General features: G+C 46.8%; 19 protein-coding genes and 1 tRNA gene. 5 read left to right on the top strand and 15 right to left on the bottom strand.

All coding sequences use genetic code 11. The features are described 5' to 3' along the window. Position 1 precedes the first annotated feature (1 nt). The 5 genes from CLC91_RS14145 to CLC91_RS14125 all read right to left on the bottom strand — a co-directional run bounded on the left by CLC91_RS14145 (position 2) and on the right by CLC91_RS14125 (position 5,212). The gene (locus CLC91_RS14145) at positions 2–283 is read right to left on the bottom strand and encodes a YeaC family protein (protein ID WP_095499201.1); all 282 of its coding nucleotides are present in this window, start codon (positions 281–283) and stop codon (positions 2–4) included. Further along, entirely contained in the window at positions 280–606 is a 327-nt protein-coding gene (locus tag CLC91_RS14140) for a zinc ribbon domain-containing protein (RefSeq protein WP_095500570.1), read from the bottom strand. The genes CLC91_RS14145 and CLC91_RS14140 overlap by 4 nt, the downstream gene beginning before the upstream one ends. Continuing rightward, positions 606–2,261, bottom strand: coding sequence for an alanine/glycine:cation symporter family protein (locus CLC91_RS14135; protein WP_095499199.1), 1,656 nt, complete (start codon positions 2,259–2,261; stop codon positions 606–608). Before CLC91_RS14135 ends, CLC91_RS14140 begins: the two co-directional genes overlap by 1 nt. Positions 2,262–2,419: 158 nt before the next feature. Then, on the bottom strand, positions 2,420–3,565 hold the full coding sequence (locus CLC91_RS14130; protein WP_095499198.1) for a M14 family metallopeptidase: 1,146 nt from the start codon (positions 3,563–3,565) through the stop codon (positions 2,420–2,422). Between the two features lie 213 nt (positions 3,566–3,778). Continuing rightward, positions 3,779–5,212 carry a glyceraldehyde-3-phosphate dehydrogenase gene (locus CLC91_RS14125; RefSeq protein ID WP_095500569.1) on the bottom strand — a complete coding sequence of 478 codons (1,434 nt, stop codon included), beginning with the start codon at positions 5,210–5,212 and terminating at the stop codon, positions 3,779–3,781. Between the two features lie 502 nt (positions 5,213–5,714). On the opposite strand from CLC91_RS14125, the gene gap reads away from it, so the two are divergent. Then, entirely contained in the window at positions 5,715–6,722 is a 1,008-nt protein-coding gene (gap, locus tag CLC91_RS14120) for a type I glyceraldehyde-3-phosphate dehydrogenase (RefSeq protein WP_095499196.1), read from the top strand. A 73-nt stretch (positions 6,723–6,795) separates the two neighbouring features. Here gap and CLC91_RS14115 read toward each other — a convergent pair whose 3' ends face one another. The 6 genes from CLC91_RS14115 to zwf all read right to left on the bottom strand — a co-directional run bounded on the left by CLC91_RS14115 (position 6,796) and on the right by zwf (position 13,252). Beyond that, on the bottom strand, positions 6,796–7,263 hold the full coding sequence (locus tag CLC91_RS14115; RefSeq protein WP_179287574.1) for an RDD family protein: 468 nt from the start codon (positions 7,261–7,263) through the stop codon (positions 6,796–6,798). After that, the gene (locus CLC91_RS14110; RefSeq protein ID WP_158220751.1) at positions 7,250–8,470 is read right to left on the bottom strand and encodes an esterase/lipase family protein; all 1,221 of its coding nucleotides are present in this window, start codon (positions 8,468–8,470) and stop codon (positions 7,250–7,252) included. The genes CLC91_RS14115 and CLC91_RS14110 overlap by 14 nt, the downstream gene beginning before the upstream one ends. A 117-nt stretch (positions 8,471–8,587) precedes the next feature. After that, positions 8,588–9,226, bottom strand: coding sequence for a bifunctional 4-hydroxy-2-oxoglutarate aldolase/2-dehydro-3-deoxy-phosphogluconate aldolase (locus CLC91_RS14105; RefSeq protein ID WP_408634236.1), 639 nt, complete (start codon positions 9,224–9,226; stop codon positions 8,588–8,590). Positions 9,227–9,234: 8 nt separating this feature from the next. After that, positions 9,235–11,073, bottom strand: a complete 1,839-nt coding sequence (edd, locus tag CLC91_RS14100) for a phosphogluconate dehydratase (RefSeq protein WP_095499194.1) — start codon at positions 11,071–11,073, stop codon at positions 9,235–9,237. A gap of 1 nt (position 11,074) precedes the next feature. Next, a complete protein-coding gene (pgl, locus tag CLC91_RS14095) occupies positions 11,075–11,773 on the bottom strand; it encodes a 6-phosphogluconolactonase (RefSeq protein WP_095499193.1) in 699 nt (232 codons plus the stop codon). A 9-nt stretch (positions 11,774–11,782) separates the two neighbouring features. Beyond that, entirely contained in the window at positions 11,783–13,252 is a 1,470-nt protein-coding gene (gene zwf, locus CLC91_RS14090; RefSeq protein WP_095500567.1) for a glucose-6-phosphate dehydrogenase, read from the bottom strand. A 255-nt stretch (positions 13,253–13,507) separates the two neighbouring features. Between zwf and CLC91_RS14085 the strand changes: the two genes are divergently transcribed. Then, on the top strand, positions 13,508–14,356 hold the full coding sequence (locus tag CLC91_RS14085; RefSeq protein ID WP_095499191.1) for a MurR/RpiR family transcriptional regulator: 849 nt from the start codon (positions 13,508–13,510) through the stop codon (positions 14,354–14,356). 266 nt (positions 14,357–14,622) lie between these two features. After that, positions 14,623–16,059, top strand: coding sequence for a pyruvate kinase (pyk, locus tag CLC91_RS14080; protein WP_095500566.1), 1,437 nt, complete (start codon positions 14,623–14,625; stop codon positions 16,057–16,059). A gap of 83 nt (positions 16,060–16,142) precedes the next feature. Here the strand turns inward: pyk and CLC91_RS14075 are convergent, their stop codons facing one another. After that, positions 16,143–18,422 carry an acyl-CoA dehydrogenase gene (locus CLC91_RS14075; RefSeq protein WP_095500565.1) on the bottom strand — a complete coding sequence of 760 codons (2,280 nt, stop codon included), beginning with the start codon at positions 18,420–18,422 and terminating at the stop codon, positions 16,143–16,145. Between the two features lie 3 nt (positions 18,423–18,425). Then, complete coding sequence (locus tag CLC91_RS14070) at positions 18,426–19,079, bottom strand: TetR/AcrR family transcriptional regulator (protein WP_095500564.1); 654 nt, start codon at positions 19,077–19,079, stop codon at positions 18,426–18,428. Between the two features lie 144 nt (positions 19,080–19,223). On the opposite strand from CLC91_RS14070, the gene CLC91_RS14065 reads away from it, so the two are divergent. Beyond that, a complete protein-coding gene (locus CLC91_RS14065; RefSeq protein ID WP_095499187.1) occupies positions 19,224–20,996 on the top strand; it encodes a DEAD/DEAH box helicase in 1,773 nt (590 codons plus the stop codon). Positions 20,997–21,080: 84 nt separating this feature from the next. Continuing rightward, positions 21,081–21,344: a GrxA family glutaredoxin gene (locus CLC91_RS14060; protein ID WP_095499186.1), complete on the top strand. Its 264-nt coding sequence runs from the start codon at positions 21,081–21,083 to the stop codon at positions 21,342–21,344. Positions 21,345–21,413: 69 nt separating this feature from the next. Here CLC91_RS14060 and CLC91_RS14055 read toward each other — a convergent pair whose 3' ends face one another. Both CLC91_RS14055 and CLC91_RS14050 read right to left on the bottom strand, forming a co-directional pair. Then, positions 21,414–22,562 carry a DcaP family trimeric outer membrane transporter gene (locus tag CLC91_RS14055; RefSeq protein WP_095500563.1) on the bottom strand — a complete coding sequence of 383 codons (1,149 nt, stop codon included), beginning with the start codon at positions 22,560–22,562 and terminating at the stop codon, positions 21,414–21,416. A gap of 242 nt (positions 22,563–22,804) precedes the next feature. After that, positions 22,805–22,880: transfer RNA gene (locus tag CLC91_RS14050), tRNA-Lys, on the bottom strand.

The raw sequence follows: 22,880 nt of genomic DNA, 5'->3' as shown, positions 1-22,880 counted from the left end.
CTTACAAATCTTTTTCTTGAAAATTAGCGATGCTGTCGGGGCTAAATTGCTCCTTCAGTTGCGCCTTAGATTTGTGATTAAGCTGTCCGTCTTTGCCGACCATAAGGTGGTCGGTTTGTTGCAAGCGGGTGGCTTGGTACAAAATGATGGCTTGCATGCTCGATTCTTTCTGAGCCTCGGTTAACAGGCTTCCATCTGGCCACTTACCCAGTTCTACCGCTTGCTTAAGATTGAGGTACACCTCATGGGGCATGTTCTCAATGACTTTATTCAGTTCGCTCACGCGCCACCTCGCTTACTTAAAAACAAACGAACTCTGGAGACCACATACCAGACGCTTCCGACAAACCCTAGGCTGTAGGCGGTCATTTGCCGCTCTGGGCTCGGGGTTTCAAGCCCCCAAAAATAAACGGTTATCGCAGCGACCACCATAGTAAGCGCTGCGAAGCTGTGGGTGGTTAGGCTCGCTTGTTTTTTAATTTTCGCGATGCGTTTTTGTCTCGCTAACGCCTCTTGATCGCCATCAAAAGGCGTGTTGCAGTGTTGACAGGCTTTGGCTTTGTCTGAATTGCGTTTATCGCAAATAGGACAATGAATCAGTGCCATTATTTGTCCTTCATTTTTTCCCAGTACTTATTCACCTCTTGCTTCATTTCCTTTGACAGCATGAGTAATCCAAATAAGTTGGGTAAAGTCATAATTACAATCGCCACCGCCGCTAAGTTCCACACCATGGTGGTATCTGAGATGGCAGCGGTAAAGAATCCTGCGACATAAAATACTCGAAACGGCATTACTCCCCTAATACCGACAAGATAAATCATGGCACGGTCGCCATAATAACACCAAGCAATGGCTGTTGAGAACGCAAATAACAACAAACCAATGGACACAATGTACTTACCACTTTCACCGAAGAAGCCGTGAGTAAATGCTTCCGTCGTTAATTTTGTAGAGTGGATTAGACTCTTGCCGTCCACCATAATTCGAGGATCGGTGAGCTTACCTTCACGAATATTAATCACGCCCGTATAAGGATGATCGTTAATCGAAAAACGAATGTCTTCAGCAATAGAGCGCGCCGCGATTAAGGTGAACTCAGGAGATTGAGCGACACCGTCGACCAATTCAACCATACCGCTGTAGGGCGTTACCTGGCTTTTTTGCAGCGTTAAGTGCTTGAACAGTTGCTCGCGATCAGCATCATTGTCGTCACTGTAGATGCCCTGAATAAACTGCATGTCAGCCCGTTGGAATACGTTTTCGTGTTTTTGAGTCCATACCCCTGATGACAGGATCACCATGCCGGTTAACGTACAAATAATGATGGTATCAATGAAAGGTTCAAGAATGGATACCATACCTTCTGCTACCGGCTCATCGGTTTTTGCCGATGCGTGAGCTATGGGTGCCGAACCCTGCCCCGCTTCGTTTGAAAATAAGCCGCGATTCACACCTCGGTTAAAGGCGTAAGCAAAGGTTGCCCCTAAGAAACCGCCAGCCGCCGCAGAGCCGGTGAAGGCATCTTGCCAAACGCTTAAAAACGCCGGGACTAGGTTATCAATGTTATATAAAATCACCCCCAACGCGCCAATCACATAGATCACCGACATGGTTGGGACTAAAGCGGAAGTTACTTTGGCAATGCGCTTAATACCGCCTAACACCACCAAAGCCAACAAAATGGAGAGTACCCCGCCGGTAATGAAAGGATCGATTCCAAAGGTGTCTTCAAGGCCCACGGCAATGTTATTGGATTGCGGCATGCTGCCTGTACCAAAGGCAGAAGCAACAGTTGCTATGGCAAACAACACCCCAAGCCACTTCATGTTCAAGCCTTTGTCCATGAAATACATTGGGCCACCCGCCATGGTGCCATCTGCTGTTTTTTCACGGTATTTGTGAGACAAGGTTACTTCGACAAATTTGGTGGTCATCCCCAAAAACGCCGTCATCCACATCCAAAAAAGCGCCGCCGGTCCGCCTAGGAAAATAGCAAAGGCAACCCCACCAATATTCCCCGTGCCAACGGTACCTGATAACGCGGTACTTAGCGCTTGAAAATGACTGGTATCGCCCTCGACACCTGGCTTTTTAAACTTACCAGTGACCACTCGCCAAGCGTGCTTGAAAAAGCGAATTTGAGGAAATCGAAGATAGATGGTGAAAAATAGGCCGACGCCTAACAATACAAATGGGAAGTATGCCGCCGAGCCTAAAAAGCCATCGAGAGTCAGCAACAAATGATTGATCATTTCCACGAAGAGAATCCTTGTTGGTTATTATTATTTAATAAACGCTCACCCTAGGCTTTTGCGAAATGAGCGAAAGCCTAAACAATGGCTTAGGTTATCACATTAATAACCTTTCTTTAACATTTTATGGCTCAGATTGAGTTAACCTGAGCCGTCTGCCGTCGTTATGATTTTGCTTGCAAAAACAGACTAATGGCATTGGCGCAATCTTCGCCAAGTTGTTGCGAACGCTCTAAAGACCAGCCGCTCGCCGAGTCAGGCAAATTGGCGTTATCCTTAAATGGCATTTCTAAGGTGTTGGCCAAACAATTGAAATGATTACCCACCCAGTTCGATGCTACGGTTAGGTTGGCTTCACCAGGTTTGTCTTTTGGGTAGCCTTCTTTGGTTTGAAACTCACCACTGGACAGCGACAGCATATCAAGGAAGCAGGCCTGCTCTTTTGCCATGTCATTGTTCCAAGCCGGTATGCCTTCACCACCGGCAATAAAGACGTAAGGCAGACCTTCATCGCCGTGGACATCCAAGTAGAAATCAACCCCAACCTGCTTCATTTTCTCTATGGTTAAAAACACCTCAGGGCTTAAAGCCATGGACGGCGTTTGCCATTCGCGGTTCAAATTAACCCCTTTGGCGTTGGTTCTTAAATGGCCTCTATGACTGCCATCTGGGTTCATGTTTGCCACTAGGTAGACGTCGGCGCGCTCAAGCAACTGACGAGAACGAGCGCAGTCAGGATCCAGCAGTTTTTGCAGGAAGCCTTCAACCCACCACTGTGCCATGGTTTCACCTGGATGTTGGCGCGCGGTTACCCAAACCTTGGTCTTATTGGTGACTTTGTCATCGCTGCTAATTTTCATTAAAGAAAAGTCTCGACCGTCCAGAGTTTGTCCTAAAGTCTCTAAGGTAACGTATGGATGGCTTTGACATTCGGCTAACAAATCAAAATGGCGCTCCAAAGAATACGGCGCGAAATAAGCGATTTGAATTTGCGGCGCTTGCAGATCCAAATCAATCAACAGCTCGCCATTGTGGTAGCGGGTAGGAAGACGAAACCACTCCTGCCTATCGTAACTGGCAACCGCTTGGTAGTCGTGCCAACCGTCAACGTATGACGCTTTAGCGGCATTGGTAATACGCAGTTGGTGCAACGCTCCCGGTTCACCGGACAGTTTAAAATTGAACCATTGAAAGAATTCGCCACCTTCGTCGGGCCGAATCGCCAGTTGTATGTTGTTGCGATCGCTGCTGTCGATAACCTCGATGTTACCGCCGTCAAATTGACTATTGATAGTGACTGAATCACTCATAAAGAAGGCTCCATTTTTGCTCGTTATTGCTTAAGTATAAAGTGCATAGTCCATAGTGCGTTTGAGTTTATAGAAACCGCTTTGGTTGCACAATAGACGCCAGCACCAGTCCCTCCTTGGTTCGCCAAAAAAAATGCCGCTCTCTAATAAGGAGCGGCATCGATAGCCCTTGGGCTTATTGACTTACTGTCGCGTTAACGACATTCCAGTCAATTACTTAGGGAAGTAGCTAAGCTCTACATTAAGCATGCGACGCATGACGCTAATCACCTGACAGCTGTATCCAAACTCGTTGTCGTACCATACGTACAATACACAGCGGTTGTCATCGGCAATGGTCGCTTGAGAATCAACAATACCCGCGTAACGTGAACCTACAAGGTCGGTCGATACAATCTCTGTTGATTCGGTGTAATCGATTTGATTGCGTAAATCCGAGTATAGAGACGTGTTGCGTAAGTAATCATTGAGGGTATCGCGATCAACCGCTTTGTCTAAGTTTAGATTCATGATAGCCATCGACACGTTTGGTGTCGGCACGCGAATTGCGTTACCAGTAAGCTTGCCTTTAAGCTCTGGGAAGGCTTTAGCTACTGCTTTAGCAGCACCTGTCGAGGTAATAACCATGTTTAATGGTGCGCTACGACCACGACGATCGGCTTTATGATAGTTGTCGATCAAGTTTTGATCGTTGGTATAAGAGTGAACCGTTTCAACGTGACCGCTGCTAATGCCGTACTCATCATGAACCGCTTTTAATACCGGCGTAATGGCGTTGGTCGTGCAGCTTGCCGCCGACATGATTTTGTCTTCATCAAGAATGTCGTTGTGGTTAACACCGTATACAACGTTCTTAATATCACCGCCAGCCGGTGCGGTTAGTAGTACTTTAGAAACGCCTTTGGATTTTAGGTGCAATCCCAGACCGGCTTCGTCTTTCCAGATACCCGTGTTATCGACAATCAATGCGTTGTTGATCCCGTACTCGGTGTAATCAATTTCATCGGGTGAGTTGGCATAGATAACTTGAATGAATTGACCGTTGGCGACAATCGCGTTGTTTTCTTCGTCCAAGTACACTGAGCCGTTAAATGGGCCATGAATTGAATCACGGCGCAGTAAGCTTGCACGCTTTTCTAGATCGCCTTCACGACCACCACGTACCACAATCGCTTTCAAACGCATTTTGTTGTTCGAGCCGGTGCGCTCAATAAGCAAACGCGCTAATAAGCGACCGATACGGCCGAAACCATACAGCACAACATCGCGAGCTTCAGTTTCATCTTGCTCTGAAATGCACGACGCAAGCTCTTGCTTTAAGTAGCTTTCGATTTCGCTGGCATCACGACCACTGGTCCAAAATGCATGGGCCACTTTACCAATATCAATGCGAGCGTTACGAACTTCTAAGCGACTTAACGCCTCAATGAAAGGGAACGACTCGCGCAATCTTAGTTTTTCACCAGTATGACGACGAACCAAGCGGTGAGATTTAATGATGTCGATGGTAGAGGCGTTTAATAGTGCACGGCCAAATACACTTAGCTCAACGCTTTGATTGCGGTACAGTTTACCAATAATGGGCTGCATGGCTTCTGCCAATTCGAAACGTTCTTGCCAACTTTGTAAGTGCTTATCAGCGGTCATGTAGAGTGTCCTATCTTTCATGAGGATGCATGTGGTACCAGGTCAAACGACTCGCTATAACTCCAGAGTACGCATGAGTGACCCAGCAAAATTCGGCGACATTGTAATGAAAATATCAGCTCGACTCCAGCGACCAAAAAAAGCGAGAGATGTAACAATAGCAACAGTTTCAGCCCATTCTAGCTAGCAAATGCTTGGTATTTTGCTTTAATTACGAGATTCTTGGTATTTCGCCGCATCGATGGTGGGAATGAGCTCACTTAACTGGAATAAACTAACGAATTATTTAGGATAAAAAGTTGCAGTAATTGTGAACAACAACAGTGAACAGCAACAACGCCTCCCAACCCCGTTACAATTTTACAAACCGTTGCACTTGAAAGTTTATTTCAAAACTTTACAACCAATCAGCGAGTGATCGCGGTTTTACTCTTGACATATCCCCTCTATATTGTAAATTTACAACAAACTAGAAAGAATCGTGCAATAAAAGGTATATAAAATGACAATCAAGGTAGCGATCAACGGTTTTGGGCGCATCGGCCGCAATATTCTTAGAGCTTTGTACGAAAGCGATCAAAATTATCCCATCAAAGTGGTTGCGATTAACGACCTTGGTGATACCGCAATTAATGCTCACCTGCTTAAGTTTGATTCAGTACACGGTCGCTTTGGCGCCAGTGTTGAACAAGCGGACTCTGCCATTTTTGTTAACGGCGACAAAATTAACACCTACAGTCAAATGGATCCTGCGAAACTACCTTGGCACGAACTTGACGTCGACATCGTCATGGAGTGCACCGGTATGTTCACCAGTAAAGAAGCGGTACAACCTCACCTTGATGCAGGAGCTAAGAAAGTCTTAATCTCAGCCCCAGGTAAAAACGTTGATGCAACCGTAGTGTATGGGGTTAACCAAGACGAGCTTAGCGCCGATATGACTGTGGTTTCTAATGCCTCTTGCACCACCAATTGCCTGGCTCCGGTAGCGAAAATTTTAAATGATGCCATTGGTATTGAGTCTGGCCTTATGACCACCATTCATGCGTATACCAATGACCAACGCCTATCCGATGTATACCACACGGATTTACGCCGCGCTCGAGCGGCTGCGCTGTCGATGATCCCTACTCGCACTGGAGCTGCCGCAGCGGTTGGATTAGTTGTTCCTGAATTACAAGGAAAATTCGATGGAATGGCAGTGCGTGTTCCCACCGCCAACGTATCATTGGTGGATTTGAACTTTGTAGCCAGTCGAGACACCACTGCCGAAGAAGTTAATGAGCTTATCAAAAACGCCTGTAACCAAGCGCCTTTGAATCAAGTGTTAGAAGTAAACGAAGCACCGCTGGTATCCATCGACTTCAACCACAGCCCCTACTCTTCCAGTTTTGATGCCACTCAAACTCGAGTAAAAGGACGCTTAGTTAAAGTGATGTCATGGTACGACAACGAGTGGGGTTTTAGTAATCGTATGCTCGATAACGCGGTTGCTATGATGAACGCCTAACCCTTTGCCTTAACGGTGTGAATTGGTCTCCTTCCCATCACACCGATTTTAAAACTGCGAATATGCAGGCCGGTTAATCTTGATTAACCGGTCTTTTTTTGTGGGTACGTACGACGAGAGTACTGGCCAGTTTGTCGTGAAAGCCTTGCTTACGTTGGTCAAGCCCAACCCAAATAAGTCCTGCAAACAAAGGCAGCATTGACACATAGTACCCCAGATAACGGATAAACAACTGTGTAGGCGACGGTCGCTCTCCAGAGTACGCATCAACAATAATGAGCCCTAACCAGATTTTACCTGGGGTTGCGCTGCGATATAGCCAAAACAACACAATGACCATGGCAGGCAACGCGTAGTTTATGAGCGTGTCGAGCATTCCGTAACTGCCTTGGCTGGTCAGTGAAAAATACTGTGGACCAAAAAACGCATATAACAATGGCAGCACTAAGAAGGCTAATAAAATAGTATCAATTAAGGAAGCGGCTACTCGTATCCAAAAGCCCGCATACTCCAGCTCTTCAGTTCGGCTAATCGGGTTCATTATCTCTCCAAAACGTCAACATTTGTTCATACAACATTTCACTATCAAGCACGTTCACATGCCCCAATGGCAACCCTAACATGCGAGTGGCCAGTAATTGAGCTCTGCTGTCTAACTGACTTGAAAGCGCGATTACACCATCACTGCTCTCGCTGTTGATGATGCCCGTTAATTGGTAACTAAACACCAACAGATGCGGCGTTTTTGAAGTAACAGAATAAAGCTGCTTAATAAATTCGCTGCTCGGCTGCAGATCCTGCCAAGCAGGGACGACAACCGGCGCATAGGCGACGCCCGCCTCGGCACTTTTCACCCCCTGAAATGGGGTCGAAACGCTCGTAAAACTGGTAACTTCGATGCAATTTGGAGCCACTTCACACCGATTTAAAAAGGCTTTGCTTATTAAGCCGCCCATACTATGGGCAACCAAATGTATTCGTTTTACCGCGTATTTGTGTTGAGCCACCGCTAAGCTTTCAAATAATCCATCGGAAATGGTGTCCAACGACAGACCGCTTGGGTAGTAATACACCAATACTTGGTAACCTTCGGCTTGCACCTTACGAATAATGGATTGGAAGTTCCGTGGGGAGCCTTTCATACCATGCACAAACAACACCATGGGTTTATGAGCGTTATATTCATCAACAAAATAAAGGCCGGTAATGCCACTTTTTACCTGCTCCATGGGTTGCCAAAGCCCTAAGTCGGCTTGAGATAAATCAAACCGTACGTCATCGATGCTGGCTAAAGCGCCAATACGAAACTGACGCATGATGGGGTCGTCACTCAAGGTGAGATCGCGCCCATTTAAACCGCTAAGCACTTGAGTTCGGTTAAATTTTGACGGCGCTATCGTTATCGTACTGGTGGCCTTGAATGGTATGAGCTGATAAGGCTCATCTTGTTGTCTTTTAAAGTCACCGTTGTCATCAAAGAAGGCCAACAAATACTGAGTCGATTTTGCAATCAACATCCGGTTAGCATTGTGTTTATCCACCAACCAAAGATTGCTAATTTCTTTACCGTTAGCGTCGTTTAAGGCCACTAATAGCAATGGTGCTTCGTTATCAGAAGGCTCTACTTGTATGTCTACCGTTTGATATGTGTTTTCCAGTTCATCCAAATTCGATCTGAGCTGATTAAAACTCGAGCAAGCGCTCAGTAAAAATACAATCATCAAACCAATGGCAACACGCACACCCATGTGACTCTCCTGTAGAGTGAATACCTTTACTTTACGATAAAGCGATGCCACATCAAACAAAAAACGGCAACGCATCAATGCATTGCCGTTTTTTGTTTGCTTAAAAGCCGTAACCTATTAGGCTAATGTTTGCTGACAAATATCGGTAATTTGTTGCCATTGTCCTTGATTAACCAAATCCGCAGGTGCCATCCAACTGCCACCAACACAGGCTACGTTTTTAAGCGCCAAATAGTCTTTATAGTTATGGACGCCGATACCACCGGTTGGACAGAACACCACGCCATTTAACGGCCCAGAAAACGCTTTTAAAGCAGCTACACCGCCAGACGCTTCTGCTGGAAAGAACTTAAACTCTGTGTAGCCCAATTCTAAGCCTTTCATTACCTCAGAAATGCTGGCAACTCCCGGAATGAGCGGAATGCTTGACTCTTTGCCGGCAATGAGCAAATCCCGAGAAGCACCTGGGCTGATGGCAAACTTAGCACCTGCCGCTTCCACTTCCGCCAGTTGTTTGCGATTCATGACCGTACCCGCACCGACAAGCGCCTCTGGCACCTCCCGAGCGATGGCAGCGATGGCCTCAAGTGCACAATCGGTGCGCAAAGTGACCTCTAAAACCTTAATACCACCGGCAACCAGTGCCTTGGCTAATGGTACGGCATCCTGAATGTTTTCAATTACCATCACCGGAACCAGTTTACTGGACTGAAATACATCCGTTGGCTGCAACTTCCATTGTGTTGTCATCGTCATTATGGCTCCTAATTACCTGTATTGTAGCCTTGGTCTAATGCCAAAGTGCTACCTGCGCCAGCTTCTGGGTGGCCTAAAGCCCCCCGTAACGCGTAAAACATTTCGCGACCCATACCGTATTGATGGGCGTTATCTTTGGCTTTAAAAGCAGGTCTTTGCGCCAATGTTTGCTCATCCACCAATACTTCTAAAGTACCTTGACTCGCATCGAGACGGACCATATCGCCACTTTGTACTTTACCTATGACACCACCGTGCGCCGCTTCCGGATACACGTGAATCGCCGCGGGCACTTTGCCAGAGGCCCCAGACATACGGCCATCGGTCACTAATGCCACCTTGTAGCCTTTATCCTGTAACGTGCCCAAATACGGTGTAAGCTTGTGCAATTCGGGCATGCCATTGGATTTCGGTCCTTGCCCCTGCACCACCACAACGCAATCTTTGTTCAGTTCACCGGCATCAAATAAGGGTTTTAGTTGATTTTGATCGGTTAGGACGACCGCAGGCGCCTCGACCACTCGAAACGCCTCCGCCACTGCAGACACTTTAATAACGCCTCGCCCTAGGTTGCCTTTTAACAAAGACAAACCGCCATTTTTTTGAAACGGCGACGACGCATTGGCCAACACGTTTTCATCCAGCGAGCGTTTAGGACCATCAACAAACTGCAGCTCACCATTAATTAATCTTGGCTCCAGGGTGTACTTTTCAATCCCGACACCAGCGACGGTGTTAACGTCTTTGTGCAGCAAGTCCAATTCCAGCAATTGATTAACCAAAGCCGCCATGCCACCGGCCGCGTGAAAATGATTAATATCAGCCTCTCCGTTTGGGTAAACCCGGGCTAATAACGGAACTTCTTTAGAGAGTTCAGAGAAATCGTCCCAATCAACAATAATGCCTGCGGCTCTTGCGATGGCAACAATGTGCATAGTCAAATTGGTAGATCCCCCCGTCGCCAGCAAACCAACAATGCCGTTAACAACGGCTTTCTCGTCGACAATGCGACCGATGGGGTTATACTGACCCGAATTCGTGGTTTGCCGACACACTTGTTGCGCTGCTTTTTCAGTAAGCGCCGTTCGCAGCGGATCGTGTGGGTGCACAAAAGAAGAGCCCGGCAACTGCAGCCCCATCATTTCCATCACCAACTGATTAGAATTCGCGGTGCCATAAAAGGTACAGGTCCCGGCAGAATGGTAGCTGGCAGATTCCGCTTCAAGTAACTCGTCACGCCCTACTTTCCCTTGAGCGAATAACTGGCGTACGCGTGCTTTTTGTTTGTTTGGAATACCGGACGCCATAGGTCCAGCAGGAACAAACATAATAGGAAGGTGACCAAAGCTCAGCGCGCCTATCAAGAGTCCCGGTACAATTTTGTCGCACACTCCGAGCAATAAGGCGCCATCGAACATATTGTGGCTCAAGCCAATTGCCGTCGACATGGCAATGACTTCTCGGCTTAATAAGCTTAGTTCCATACCGGGTTGGCCTTGAGTCACGCCATCACACATGGCCGGCACTCCGGCGGCGACTTGGGCGACACTGCCTACAGCATTACAGGCCGCTTTTATCACATCAGGATAGCTTTGATACGGTTGGTGGGCAGACAACATATCGTTATAAGCCGTGACAATGCCGATATTGGACTTGTTAAACGCGCTTAACGCTTGTTTGTCGGTTTGGCCACAGGCGGCAAAACCATGGGCTAGGTTACCGCAAGAAAGCGTCTTTCTAGAAACCCCTGATTGCGCAGCCGCTTCGATTGCCTTTAAATAATCGCGTCTTGAATCTTGACTGCGCTTAATGATTCGTTCGGTTACCCGTGATACTGCCGGATTCATATTACTTGCTCCAATATACGTCGTAGGCCAGTGCTTTATTTTGCAGTATGTAACGAATTGGCATGCTATAAACGTCGTCCCCTGCAAGCGCTTTATTCAAGGTTTCAAGCTTGTCGTCACCGTGTAAATGCAAATAGACCTGCTTTGCGCTGGCAATGGCGTTACCACTAAAACTTATTCTGGCATTCGGTGCCGAAGTGGGATTCACAGCCAGTAACAGCTTGTCGCTCGACAGAGCGCTTTCAATTTCTTTCGAACATGGAAACCAGCTGGCGGTATGGCCGTCATTACCCATGCCCAGAATCACAACGTCAAACGGTTGTTGCATGTGAGCGATGGCTTCAATGGCCATCGCAACCCCTTCTTCCGGTGTCTCATACATGTTTTTAAGGCCGTGAAAATTGGCTGAGGCTGCCCGGTTTTTCAATAGATATTTGCGAACCAAGCGCTCATTGCTATCGGGGTGAGTTGGGCTAACCCAGCGCTCGTCTACTAAGCTTACCGCCACTTTACGCCATTCAATCGCTTCTTCACTCAAGGCAGCAAACAGAGCTAAGGGAGTGCTTCCCCCCGAAACCAACAGCGAGGCTTTGCCGCTCGTGTCAATCGATGACTGCAGTTGATTAGCGATTTTATGGGCAAGCGCCTTTGCTAACTGTTGCCGCTCATCAAACGATTTAAATACCGGTACGTTAACCATTGTGTTCTCCTACTCGTCCCAACTGCGGCCGTCTTTGGTAATCAAGGCTATTGAAGCTACCGGGCCCCAACTGCCTGCAGGGTAAGGTTTAGGGCGTTCATCACTTTCGTTCCATGCGTTGATGATGCCATCGCACCATTTCCAAGCTTCTTCGACTTCGTCTCTGCGCACAAACAAGGCCTGATTACCCAGCATGGCTTCGTACAATAAACGCTCATAGGCGTCTGCAATGCGCTGATCTTTAAAGGTATCAGAGAAGCTCAAGTCAAGCTTTGTGGTTTGCAAACGTGTACTTTGCCCCAACCCTGGAACCTTATTCATCATTTGAATATCAACGCCTTCATGAGGCTGTAAGCGTATGGTGAGCTTGTTTGGCGGCAAATCGCGATAGCTTTCGCGGTATAAGTTATGGGGCGGGTTCTTGAAGTGAACGACAATCTCCGAACTCTTTGCTGGCATTCGCTTGCCTGAACGCAAATAGAACGGCACGCCTGCCCAGCGCCAATTGTCTATGTCAACCCGTAAAGCGACAAAGGTTTCGCTATTACTGGCCTGATTAGCACCCTCTTCCTCTAGGTAACCGGGCACTTCGTTCCCTTGCAAGAACCCCTTGGTGTATTGTCCGCGAACGGTTTTGTCGTGAATGTTGTTTTCGTTGATGCGGCGCAACGACTTAAGTACTTTTACCTTCTCATCACGAATAGAGTCAGCATCAAGGTTGACCGGTGGATCCATGGCCACTAACGTCAACACTTGTAACAAGTGGTTTTGAATCATATCTCGCATTTGACCGGCTTTATCGAAATAGCCCCAACGCCCTTCAATCCCCACTTCTTCGGCAACCGAAATTTGGACATGGTCAATGGTTCGGTTGTCCCACTTTGATGCAAATAGCGAGTTAGCGAATCGCAGAGCGACTAGGTTTTGAACCGTTTCCTTACCTAAGTAATGGTCAATGCGATAGATTTGATTCTCATTGAAAAACTTAGCAACAACATCGTTAATGACTTTCGAGCTGAGCAAATCAAATCCAATGGGTTTTTCGAGCACCACACGGGTGGTCTCTGTTATAAGACCGTTACTGGCTAAGCCTTCGCAAATATCGCCAAACAGGGCTGGAGGCGTTGAGAAGTAATTGACGGTAATGCGCTCATCCGAAAGTACGCCTTTAAAACGAGCGTAGTCGCCCACTTCGGTTAACCCCACCTGCACATAGTCACATCGTTCGAAAAAACGGGCTAACGTTTCTTGGCAAAGATCTTCTTTTACGAACTCATTAAGTGCGTTTTCTACAAGTGTTTGGAACTCCTCACGAGAAAGAGGATTTCGAGCGACTCCTATAATGCGACTGTCGCTGTTAAGCAGACCGGACTTATCCAGTTGGTAAAGAGACGGCAACAGTTTACGACGCGCAAGGTCGCCCTTGGTTCCGAATAAGATAAAATCACACGCCTGAGTGACGGCTACGCTATTGCCCATTTTTGGCATCTCCATCCATTATGTTGTTATTGCTATTTAACTATGATTGAGCCGGTTGTGTTGTAATATAACAACACAATTTTCAAAAATCACTGTTTTTATGAGAGGAATTCAACAGAATTCAGCCGTTAACTTGCAGTGTAAGCCTTGATTCATAACATATTTCGGTAGTTTAATAACTGTAATGAAAAAATATAAAATAAATCTATGGCGATTTCGCTGCAAAATGTGCACGCCATTATATGGATGATATGAATGAATACGTTAGAAAAAATCCAAAACAACTTAACTCAATTCAGTAAGTCGGAACGAAAAGTAGCGGAAGCCATTTTAGCCTCACCGCAAACAGCCATTCATTCAAGCATAGCGTCTTTGGCTAAAATTGCAGACGTCAGTGAGCCAACGGTGAATCGCTTTTGCCGCCGTCTCGATACCAAAGGCTTTCCAGATTTTAAATTGCATTTGGCCCAGAGTTTGGCAAACGGCACGCCTTACGTTTCTCGTCACGTAGAAGAGGACGACAACTCTGATTCTTACACCACCAAGATTTTCGAATCGTCCATGGCGTCTCTAGACACTGCTCGTCAAAGCTTAGATACCAATGCCATCAACAAAGCAGTGGACATTCTCACTCAAGCAAAAACCATCAGCTTTTTTGGTCTAGGGGCCAGTGCTGCCGTCGCTCATGATGCCCAAAATAAGTTTTTTAGATTTAACGTTCCTGTCAGCTGTTTTGACGATGTTTTGATGCAAAAAATGAGCTGCATCAATTGCGATGAAGGAACGGTAGTGGTTCTTATAAGTCATACAGGGCGAACAAAGTCCATGATCGATATTGCTCGCCTAGCCCGAGAAAATGGTGCTGCAGTGCTCGCTCTAACCGCTCGTAATTCACCCCTTAGTCAAGAATGCACCTTAGCCGTCACCATGGAAGTCCCAGAAGATACCGACATGTACTTGCCAATGGCTTCTCGCTTGGCGCAACTGGTCGTAATTGACGTCTTGGCAACGGGCTTTACTTTACGTCGAGGCCCTCGTTTTCGCGATAATCTGAAACGAGTGAAAGAGGTACTGAAAGAATCTCGAATTAATAAAGAAGCCTAATCGATTTTCATTTCGTTAAGGTCGTACGCTTTCAAAACTGAAAGTTACGACCTTTTTTAATGGCACAGAAAAAGGCTAAGAAAAGCCGCCCGGCCTTGTTGAAGTGCAATTTAATGGGGGTTGATCACATTTTTAGGTCAATCAAGCGTCATACGCTGATTAATTTTATCCGCTGTGAAAAATTTACATAAGGGTAATTTGATCGTAATATTCCTACAAAATAATGAGAACCGGCTTCACTCATACTCATCTACATGGAGAACCGCATGTTTCGTAGAACCAAAATCGTTTCAACTTTAGGACCGGCTACCGATGATCCTGCGGTGTTAGAACAACTGCTCAGCGCGGGCGTTAACGTTGTTCGTTTAAACTTCTCTCATGGACAGCCTCAAGATCACATCGCGCGCGCTAACTCGGTGCGAGAAATCGCTCACAAGCTAAAGCTCCATGTTGCCATTTTAGGCGACCTTCAAGGGCCAAAAATCCGAGTATCGACTTTTAAAGAAGGTAAAGTCACCTTAGTTCCTGAGCAGGATTTTATATTGGATGCACAGCTTGGTGCTGGCTTAGGCGACAATGAGCAGGTTGGCATCGATTACAAGCAATTGCCGCAAGACTTAGTAAGCGGAGACTGGTTAATGCTTGATGACGGACGCGTACAGCTTGAAGTCATTAGAGTTGAAGAGCATCGCATTCATACCAAAGTGAAAGTGGCCGGGCCATTGTCAAACAACAAAGGCATCAATAAACGTGGCGGAGGCTTATCAGCACCGGCACTGACCGACAAAGACAAGAACGACATTTTGACCGCTGCAGAAATCCAAGTGGATTTTTTGGCAGTATCCTTCCCTCGCAATGGTGATGACTTACGCTATGCCCGCGATTTAGCGCTTCAGGCGGGATTAGACGCCATGGTGGTATCTAAAGTTGAGCGAGCAGAAACCGTCACCAACCTTGATACCATGGACGATATTATTCTCGCGTCAGACGCGGTAATGGTTGCCCGGGGCGATTTAGGCGTAGAAATCGGTGACCCAGAGTTGATTGGTGTCCAGAAAAAACTTATCAGCCGTTGCCGACAGTTAGACCGCCCGGTGATCACTGCTACGCAAATGATGGAAAGCATGATTGATAGCCCGATGCCAACTAGAGCGGAGGTCATGGATGTGGCCAACGCCGTACTCGATGGCACCGATGCCGTTATGCTTTCTGCTGAAACAGCCGCTGGTAAGTACCCGGTAGAAACCGTCGCCTCTATGTCTCAAGTATGTCGAGGAGCTGAGCGCCACCCAACGGTTCAAGTGTCGAAGCATCGCATGACCGAGATGTTTAAGACGGTAGAAGAAACCATCGCATTTTCGACCATGTACGCGGCAAACCACATGCCTGAGGTCAAAGCCATCGTGGCACTGACCGAATCTGGTAGTACCGCATTGTTAATGTCGAGAATTACCTCGAAACTGCCTATTTTTGCGTTATCTCGTCATCAAAAGACCTTGAAGAAAATGGCCTTGTACCGTGGTGTTAAACCAATGCATTTTGACACCACCATCATTGCCGCTGATGAACTTGCCAAAGTAGCCTCGCAAACCTTAAAAGAATCCGGCTATTTGAAAAGCGGTGATACCGTGATCATGACTAAGGGGGATGCCATGGAAACCATTGGCGGAACCAATACCATGAAAATCGTAAAAGTCGCGTAATCGCCACCAAAAAAAGGGGGCCAGGCCCCTTTTTCTAAAAGCTAAAAAAAGGGGGCCTGGCCCCTTTTTCTGGCCCCCTTTTTTTAAAGAGCGGTGAACTCGTTCACCTGAATCGCTTCACTGCGAAGCTTGTCAGCGTGTAATAGCGCGTCTGCTTCTTCTTTAGTGATGATTTCTTGCTTCAAAGCCTGACCGATTCGAATTGCAATCGGCAGCTTAGCCGCGATTTTGCCGGCTTTAATCGCCTGCTTGATCTTAGCTTCCAGCTTTTGGCAATCCCATGCAGCAAGATAAGCATGCTCGACTTCTGCGATGCCCGATTGATCGTCTTGCAAAATAGGGCACAAGTGGGTGATTCGCTCGCGCACGCCGCCTGGGCGGCTTACCGTTTTACACACATCAATAGCCAGTTGGTCACTTGGCAGCTTAAAGCGATTGCCAAGGGGAAACACCACCAACTTCATTAGCCAACGCATCGCGGTGGCTGGGAAGTTATCCTGTGCGCCTTGCAAAGCTTTAGCACAGCGATGCAAACGGGTTTGCATGGTGAAATGTACAATCGGCAGTTCATCATGTTGATGACCGTTATCTGCAAACAATTTCAAGGTTGCTGAGGCCAAATACAATTCACTTAACGCATCACCTAGTCGAGCCGACAGCATTTCTTTGCGCTTCAGGTCGCCGCCTAAGGTCAGCATGGACAAATCGGTCATAAAAGATAACGCCGACGACAGGCGTTGCATATCTTTGTAATAACCCGCAACCTCACCTGCAATTGGCGAGTCGTTAAAACGACTGCCGGTTAACGCTGATGTAAAGGAGGTAAAGGCGTTATAGAAAGCGTAAGCCATGTGGGAGACCAACAAGCCATCGAAACGACTCAGGCCAACCTTCTCATCTTCGTGTGCCGCCGCTTCCATTTCTGCCAACACATAAGGGTGACAACGCGTTGCCCCTTGACCAAAAATCATCAAGCTGCGAGTCAAAATGTTAGCCCCTTCCACGGTAATGGAAATGGGGTTGGCGATGTAAGCGCTGGCCAGATAGTTTTTCGGCCCCAGCTGAATGCCCTTACCCGATTGAATGTCCATTGCATCGTTAATCACTTCTCGACCCAACTCGGTCATGTGATACTTTGCAATCGCTGTTACCACCGACGGTTTAACCTTCATATCGATGCCAGTGGTGGTGAGCTTTCTTGCCGCTTCCAGCTGGTAGGTATTAGCTACGATTCGAGCCAAGGCCTCTTGAACTCCTTCAAACTGGCTAATGCTCAAACCAAATTGTTTGCGAATGAAACCATAGGCAGTGGTGGTGCGCGTGGCCATATGGCCAGTTGCTGTCGCCAGCGCTGGCAATGAAATACCACGACCAGCAGATAAGCACTCCACCAACATACGCCAGCCTCGACCGGCATAATCCGCCCCACCGATGATCCAATCCATAGGAATGAACACGTCTTTACCTGTGGTTGTGCCGTTCATAAACGCCATTCCCAATGGGTTGTGACGATTGCCCAAGTTTACACCTGGATGACTGCCAGGGATTAAGGCACAAGTGATGCCAAGATCTTCACTGCCCCCTAACAGGCCTTCAGGGTCACGCAGTTGGAATGCCAAGCCTAATACCGTCGCCACAGGCGCTAAAGTAATATAACGTTTATTCCAAGTTAAACTGATACCCAACACTTCTTCGCCTTCAAACTCTTGGCGACACACAATGCCTAAATCAGGAATAGCGCCAGCATCAGAGCCCGCCTCTGGACCGGTTAGAGCGAAACATGGAATCTCTTCGCCTTTTGCGAGCGCTGGCAACCATTTGTCTTTTTGCTCTTGAGTTCCGTAGTGACTGAGTAATTCACCTGGCCCCAAAGAGTTGGGCACCATTACCGTCACCGCCGTGGAAATACTGCGGCTTGCGATTTTGCTGACAATGGTGGAGTTTGCGTAAGCAGAAAACTCGCGCCCACCGTATTGCTTTGGAATGATCAGACTGAAGAATCCTTCTTTCTTCAAATACGCCCAAATCTCCGGCGGCAGATCTTTGCGATTAACCGTGATGTCATAATCATCAATTAAACTTAAAACGTGGTTTACCTGCACGTCGACAAAGCTTTGCTCTTCTTCTGTCAGTTGCCCGGCATGGTAACCATGTAAGGTCGACCAATTGGGTTTACCTCGGAACAATTCCCCTTCCCACCAAATATCGCCAGCTTCCATTGCTTCCCGCTCGGTTTGCGATAACGGTGGCAAGGCTTTTTTGATGAATTTATAGGCCGGAGCACTTATCAACTTTATTCGCAGGCTTTTCACGAATAAAACCAGCGCAATCAATACTACGATTATTAGTAAAACAGACCACATAACTTATTGTCCTTGGGAAGAAAGAAAAGGTTGTTGCGCTACTCCAGCGGCAACGTAAGGAATAACCCGTAAAATGACATCTTCAATGGAGATGTCCTCATTAAAATCATTTTCAGCAATGCTGATCAAAGCCTCCGATGAGGCCATGGTGAACACCACGGTCCCTAGCGTGAAGTGCAGTCTCCAAAACATTTCATCTCGTGGGATACTGGGTTCGGCGATCGCTACGCTCTTAACGAATGCGTCCAGTCCGTGGCTGTAATTGTTGGTGATAAACCAGCGAAGATGGCCCTGATTTTCAATGAAACCACGACTAAGCAGTTGTAAAAAGTTACGTGTTCCGCCTGTTTTCAGCTGTTCAAGCTCCAACAAGGGCTCGACTAAAGCAAAAAACACTTGCTGTAAGCTGGGGTGTTCAAAATCACGGTGAAGTTGTTCTAATGAGCTAATAACCCGAGGAATAAATTCATCAAGGTAACGAGCGATTACCGCTCGAATGAGCTCTTTTTTAGAACCGTAATGGTAATTGACCGATGCCAGATTAACATCAGCCTTAGTAGTTATAGCGCGCAATGACGTTTCCGCGAAGCCTCGCTCCGCAAATAAACGTTCTGCTGCGTCTAGGATTTTGTTTTTCGTATCTGCCTTCGCTAACATCGGCAATCCTTTATTGTTGATCCTGAATACTGCAATTAAAACGCCTGTTTAAAATAGGCGTTTGTAACAGCTTTGTCAAACTTTACAAGTCAGTTACAGAGCAATTGTTAAACAGATGATTTTTACAGCCACCTCCGTATAATTATGGCGGCTTATCAAGGAGATTTTGTGAAGTTAAGACCGTATCAACAGCAGTCGGTAGACGCCGTCATTCAGCACTTTAGAGGCAGTAAGGAACCCGCAGTTGTCGTGCTTCCAACTGGTGCGGGCAAGAGCATTGTAATTGCTGAACTGGCACGCTTGGCTCGCAAAAAAATTTTGGTGGTCACTCACGTTAAAGAATTGGTTGAGCAAAATGCGGAAAAAATTCGCCTTTTCGATATTGAAACCGGCGTTTATTCAGCAGGACTTAACGTAAAACAAACTCACCAGCCAGTTATCGTGGCGGGCATCCAATCCGCCGCAAGAAACCTAGAAGACTTTGCCCTTGAGTTTTCCCTGATAATCGTGGATGAATGTCATCGAATCAGCGACGATGAGCAATCTCAATACCAACGCTTAATCGCTCATCTGAAACACCATAACCCTAACCTGTGCATATTGGGATTAACCGCTACGCCCTACCGTCTCGATTCTGGTTGGATTTATCAGCGTCACTACCATGGCATGGTTCGCAGCCTTAATCAAAAACCGTTTGGTCCCTGCATTTTTGAATTGCCAATGCGTCAGTTAATTAAACAAGGGTTTCTAACCGAACCCAAGCTGTACGACGGTGTTACCATTCAATACGACTTTGATGACTTAGTCGCGACAACGACGGCCGATTATTCAACGGAACAAATCGAACGGATACTTAAGCAAAGTTCTCGGGCTACGACCCAAATTATAGAGCAAGTGATTGCCCTTAGCCGTGATCGCCAAGGGGTCCTTATTTTTGCCGCTAATGTGCGTCACGCTAAAGAAATCACCCGATTATTGCCAATCGATGACTGCGCATTAATTACCGCAGAAACCCCGGTGACAAATCGTAATAGCATTATTCATCAATTCAAACACAAGCAGATCAAATATTTGGTTAATGTTTCGGTGTTAACCACCGGCTTTGACGCTCCCCATGTCGATTTGATCGCTATTTTACGGCCAACCGCATCCATCAGTTTATACCAACAAATGGTCGGTCGAGGCTTGCGGCTCTCCGCCAATAAGAACGACTGTTTAGTGGTGGACTACGCGGCTAATGGTTTCGATTTGTTTCTACCCGAAATTGGTGAGCCACGCCCTAACCCCAATACAACACCGGTACAAGTACCTTGCCCAGAGTGTGGTTATAACAACTTATTCTGGGGCAAAACCGACAGCGATGGAGACATTGTTGAGCATTATGGTCGCCGCTGCCAGTCACTCATAAGCGATAACCCCATACAACAATGCTCGTTTCGCTTTAGAAGCCGAATTTGCCCAGATTGTGGCAGCGAAAACGATATTGCCGCGCGCCAATGTCAGCAATGTACGAGCATTCTGGTGGATCCTGACAAACACTTGTCGCAAGTGCTGAAGCTTAAGCATCACCACATCTTTCGTTGCACCTCCATAACCCTTGATGCCATCACCGACAGTAAAGGCCGACCTGCGCTACAAATCACCTATCGCGACGACATGGCAAATGACTATCAACATCAGTTTGTACTGACAACTAAAGCGCAGCGATTAGCCTGTTTGCATAAGTTTATTCGCCCGCACCAAAAGGCCCCTGGCAGTCAATTTGAGTTCAAAGATGCTCAATCAATCGTGTCGCAAGCTCATCGGCTAAGACACCCGAAATTATTGATTCTAAAAAAAGAAAAATACGGTTGGAAAATCATTCGCAGCCTGTTTGATTATCAAGGCCGATTTAGCGTGGCCGATGACGCCAGTTAGCGTGCTCGCCATTATTGCTTCAAAGCTAGTCTTTAGCCCATAGCTGTGATATATATTCGGGCAATATTAATTTGAGGAAAAACTATGTTCGTTGTAATTTTCGGTCGCCCAGCTTGTCCATATTGTGTACGTGCGAAGCAAGTAGCTGAACAACTTCAAGAAAACCTAGAAGGTTTTAAGTACCGTTACGTAGACATTCATGCGGAAGGCATTAGCAAAGCCGATCTAGAGAAAACCGTTGGTAAGCCAGTTGAGACGGTTCCGCAAATTTTTGTGGATCAAACCCACATTGGTGGCTTTACCGAATTCGACGCCTACGTTAAAGAGCACAATCTACTCAGCGCTTAATGTACGCCATTAAGTCAATAAAAAAGGAGACCGTGAGTCTCCTTTTTTGTGCTCGCTAACAATCGAACCTTAGATGGCGTACTTCACCGAGAAGATAACGCGCGTTAAATCGCCATCAGTACCGTTCTCTCTTTCGTTCTTCGCATAAAACAATTCCGCCCCGACAGTCAAAGGCTTAATTGGCGAATACAACAAGTTAACGTTACCACTCATGGATTTCTTGTTGGCATTAGCAATGCCGGTATCATCGGCTTCGAAGGCTGAAAGAGTAATATTAGAACGCCACTGCTCGTTCCACATGTGACGATAGCTAACAAATTCTGACACCGATTTAATGCTCTTAAGCTTACCGTCAGTGGTTTGATACGCGCCGTTTGCGTAGTTAAGCGCAATATAACGTCCTGCACCGTCACCGTAGTTAACACCAAATTTAAGAGTATCATTACGAATTTGAATCACACCGGTAGCCGATACCGCATAACCGAATACGCTTTCGTCCATGGTGCTGGTTTTGTAGCTTAGCTGGCGAGCCAAACCGGCAAAGGTAAACTTGGTAATACCAGCTTCTAGGTTATAACGAGCAACAAAGTCTGGCATGTAGCTGCCGGTACCACTGACTTTACGACTGCCATCTTGAGCGGTAATGGTTGCTTCTGGGTTTTCGACTGCGAATTGGAAACCACCATTGGTGTAGCGAATTTGGGTTTGGCGTACAAACGGCGTACCCTCAGCGGCACCAACGAAATCTAACGCTTCTGGCAATGCGCCTGGATTTTGGAAGGTAGACCAAGTTTGACCCACTAACCAATTGTCAACGCTCACAAACATATGGCGTAAACGTGGTGCGTAGCTGTTTGAAACCCGCTCATTACCGTCGGACGTGGTTAAAAAGTCCATTTCTACTAGAGTCTTGATTTCATGGCCGTCAACGTTGGTAGATGTACCAAAGTTAAAGCGGCTTTCACGAACGTTCATATCAATGGCTTCTTTAGCGTTTCCATCTACACCATAAATTGTGCCCGGAACGTAGAAGTTACGAGACAAATTGCCGGAGTCGGGTGCACCGTTGCCGTAGTTACTAAACATAAGGTCTGCTTTCACGTAACCACCAAAGGTGAACTTAGTGTCTTGCAGATCATTAATGGTCAAGGCCGATGCCGATGTTGATGCCATCGCCAGTGCGAGTGCTGATAGTGATAAAACCGTTTTGTTACTCATGAGTAGTTCCTCATTATTATTCTCCCTCGTCCATAATGGACTATCGCCACCAGTTGTTACATTAGCGAAAAGTCTATTAAGACCACTGGTAACAACAAGGTTAAGCTCATGTTATAGCGCAGAATAGAGAAGAAACACTCAATACACCCCAAAGGGTGAGCAATGTCACACAAAAGCTAGGGCTTTTACGTCGAAAGCGGTTTTACTCGGTATTAAGGGGATATTTAAGGTGCTTTAGAAGGTGGTGGGTCGTGAAGGATTCGAACCTTCGACCAATTGGTTAAAAGCCAACTGCTCTACCAACTGAGCTAACGACCC

Origin of the sequence: Paraferrimonas haliotis, assembly GCF_002282895.1 — a bacterium.
In the GTDB taxonomy this organism is placed as follows: Bacteria; Pseudomonadota; Gammaproteobacteria; order Enterobacterales; family Shewanellaceae; genus Paraferrimonas; species Paraferrimonas haliotis.
This window is presented reverse-complemented; position numbering and strand designations above follow the sequence as displayed.

Bases quoted from the DNA above. Each gene is read 5' to 3' on its own strand.
- CLC91_RS14105 (WP_408634236.1), bottom strand. From the start codon at position 9,226: ATGACGATGACAACACAATGGAAGTTGCAGCCAACGGATGTATTTCAG.
- pgl (WP_095499193.1), bottom strand. From the start codon at position 11,773: ATGGTTAACGTACCGGTATTTAAATCGTTTGATGAGCGGCAACAGTTA.
- edd (WP_095499194.1), bottom strand. From the start codon at position 11,073: ATGAATCCGGCAGTATCACGGGTAACCGAACGAATCATTAAGCGCAGT.
- CLC91_RS14060 (WP_095499186.1), top strand. From the start codon at position 21,081: ATGTTCGTTGTAATTTTCGGTCGCCCAGCTTGTCCATATTGTGTACGT.
- CLC91_RS14110 (WP_158220751.1), bottom strand. From the start codon at position 8,470: ATGGGTGTGCGTGTTGCCATTGGTTTGATGATTGTATTTTTACTGAGC.
- CLC91_RS14115 (WP_179287574.1), bottom strand. From the start codon at position 7,263: ATGAACCCGATTAGCCGAACTGAAGAGCTGGAGTATGCGGGCTTTTGG.
- CLC91_RS14130 (WP_095499198.1), bottom strand. From the start codon at position 3,565: ATGAGTGATTCAGTCACTATCAATAGTCAATTTGACGGCGGTAACATC.
- CLC91_RS14140 (WP_095500570.1), bottom strand. From the start codon at position 606: ATGGCACTGATTCATTGTCCTATTTGCGATAAACGCAATTCAGACAAA.
- gap (WP_095499196.1), top strand. From the start codon at position 5,715: ATGACAATCAAGGTAGCGATCAACGGTTTTGGGCGCATCGGCCGCAAT.
- zwf (WP_095500567.1), bottom strand. From the start codon at position 13,252: ATGGGCAATAGCGTAGCCGTCACTCAGGCGTGTGATTTTATCTTATTC.
- CLC91_RS14075 (WP_095500565.1), bottom strand. From the start codon at position 18,422: ATGTGGTCTGTTTTACTAATAATCGTAGTATTGATTGCGCTGGTTTTA.
- pyk (WP_095500566.1), top strand. From the start codon at position 14,623: ATGTTTCGTAGAACCAAAATCGTTTCAACTTTAGGACCGGCTACCGAT.
- CLC91_RS14070 (WP_095500564.1), bottom strand. From the start codon at position 19,079: ATGTTAGCGAAGGCAGATACGAAAAACAAAATCCTAGACGCAGCAGAA.
- CLC91_RS14085 (WP_095499191.1), top strand. From the start codon at position 13,508: ATGAATACGTTAGAAAAAATCCAAAACAACTTAACTCAATTCAGTAAG.
- CLC91_RS14065 (WP_095499187.1), top strand. From the start codon at position 19,224: ATGGCGGCTTATCAAGGAGATTTTGTGAAGTTAAGACCGTATCAACAG.
- CLC91_RS14055 (WP_095500563.1), bottom strand. From the start codon at position 22,562: ATGAGTAACAAAACGGTTTTATCACTATCAGCACTCGCACTGGCGATG.
- CLC91_RS14125 (WP_095500569.1), bottom strand. From the start codon at position 5,212: ATGACCGCTGATAAGCACTTACAAAGTTGGCAAGAACGTTTCGAATTG.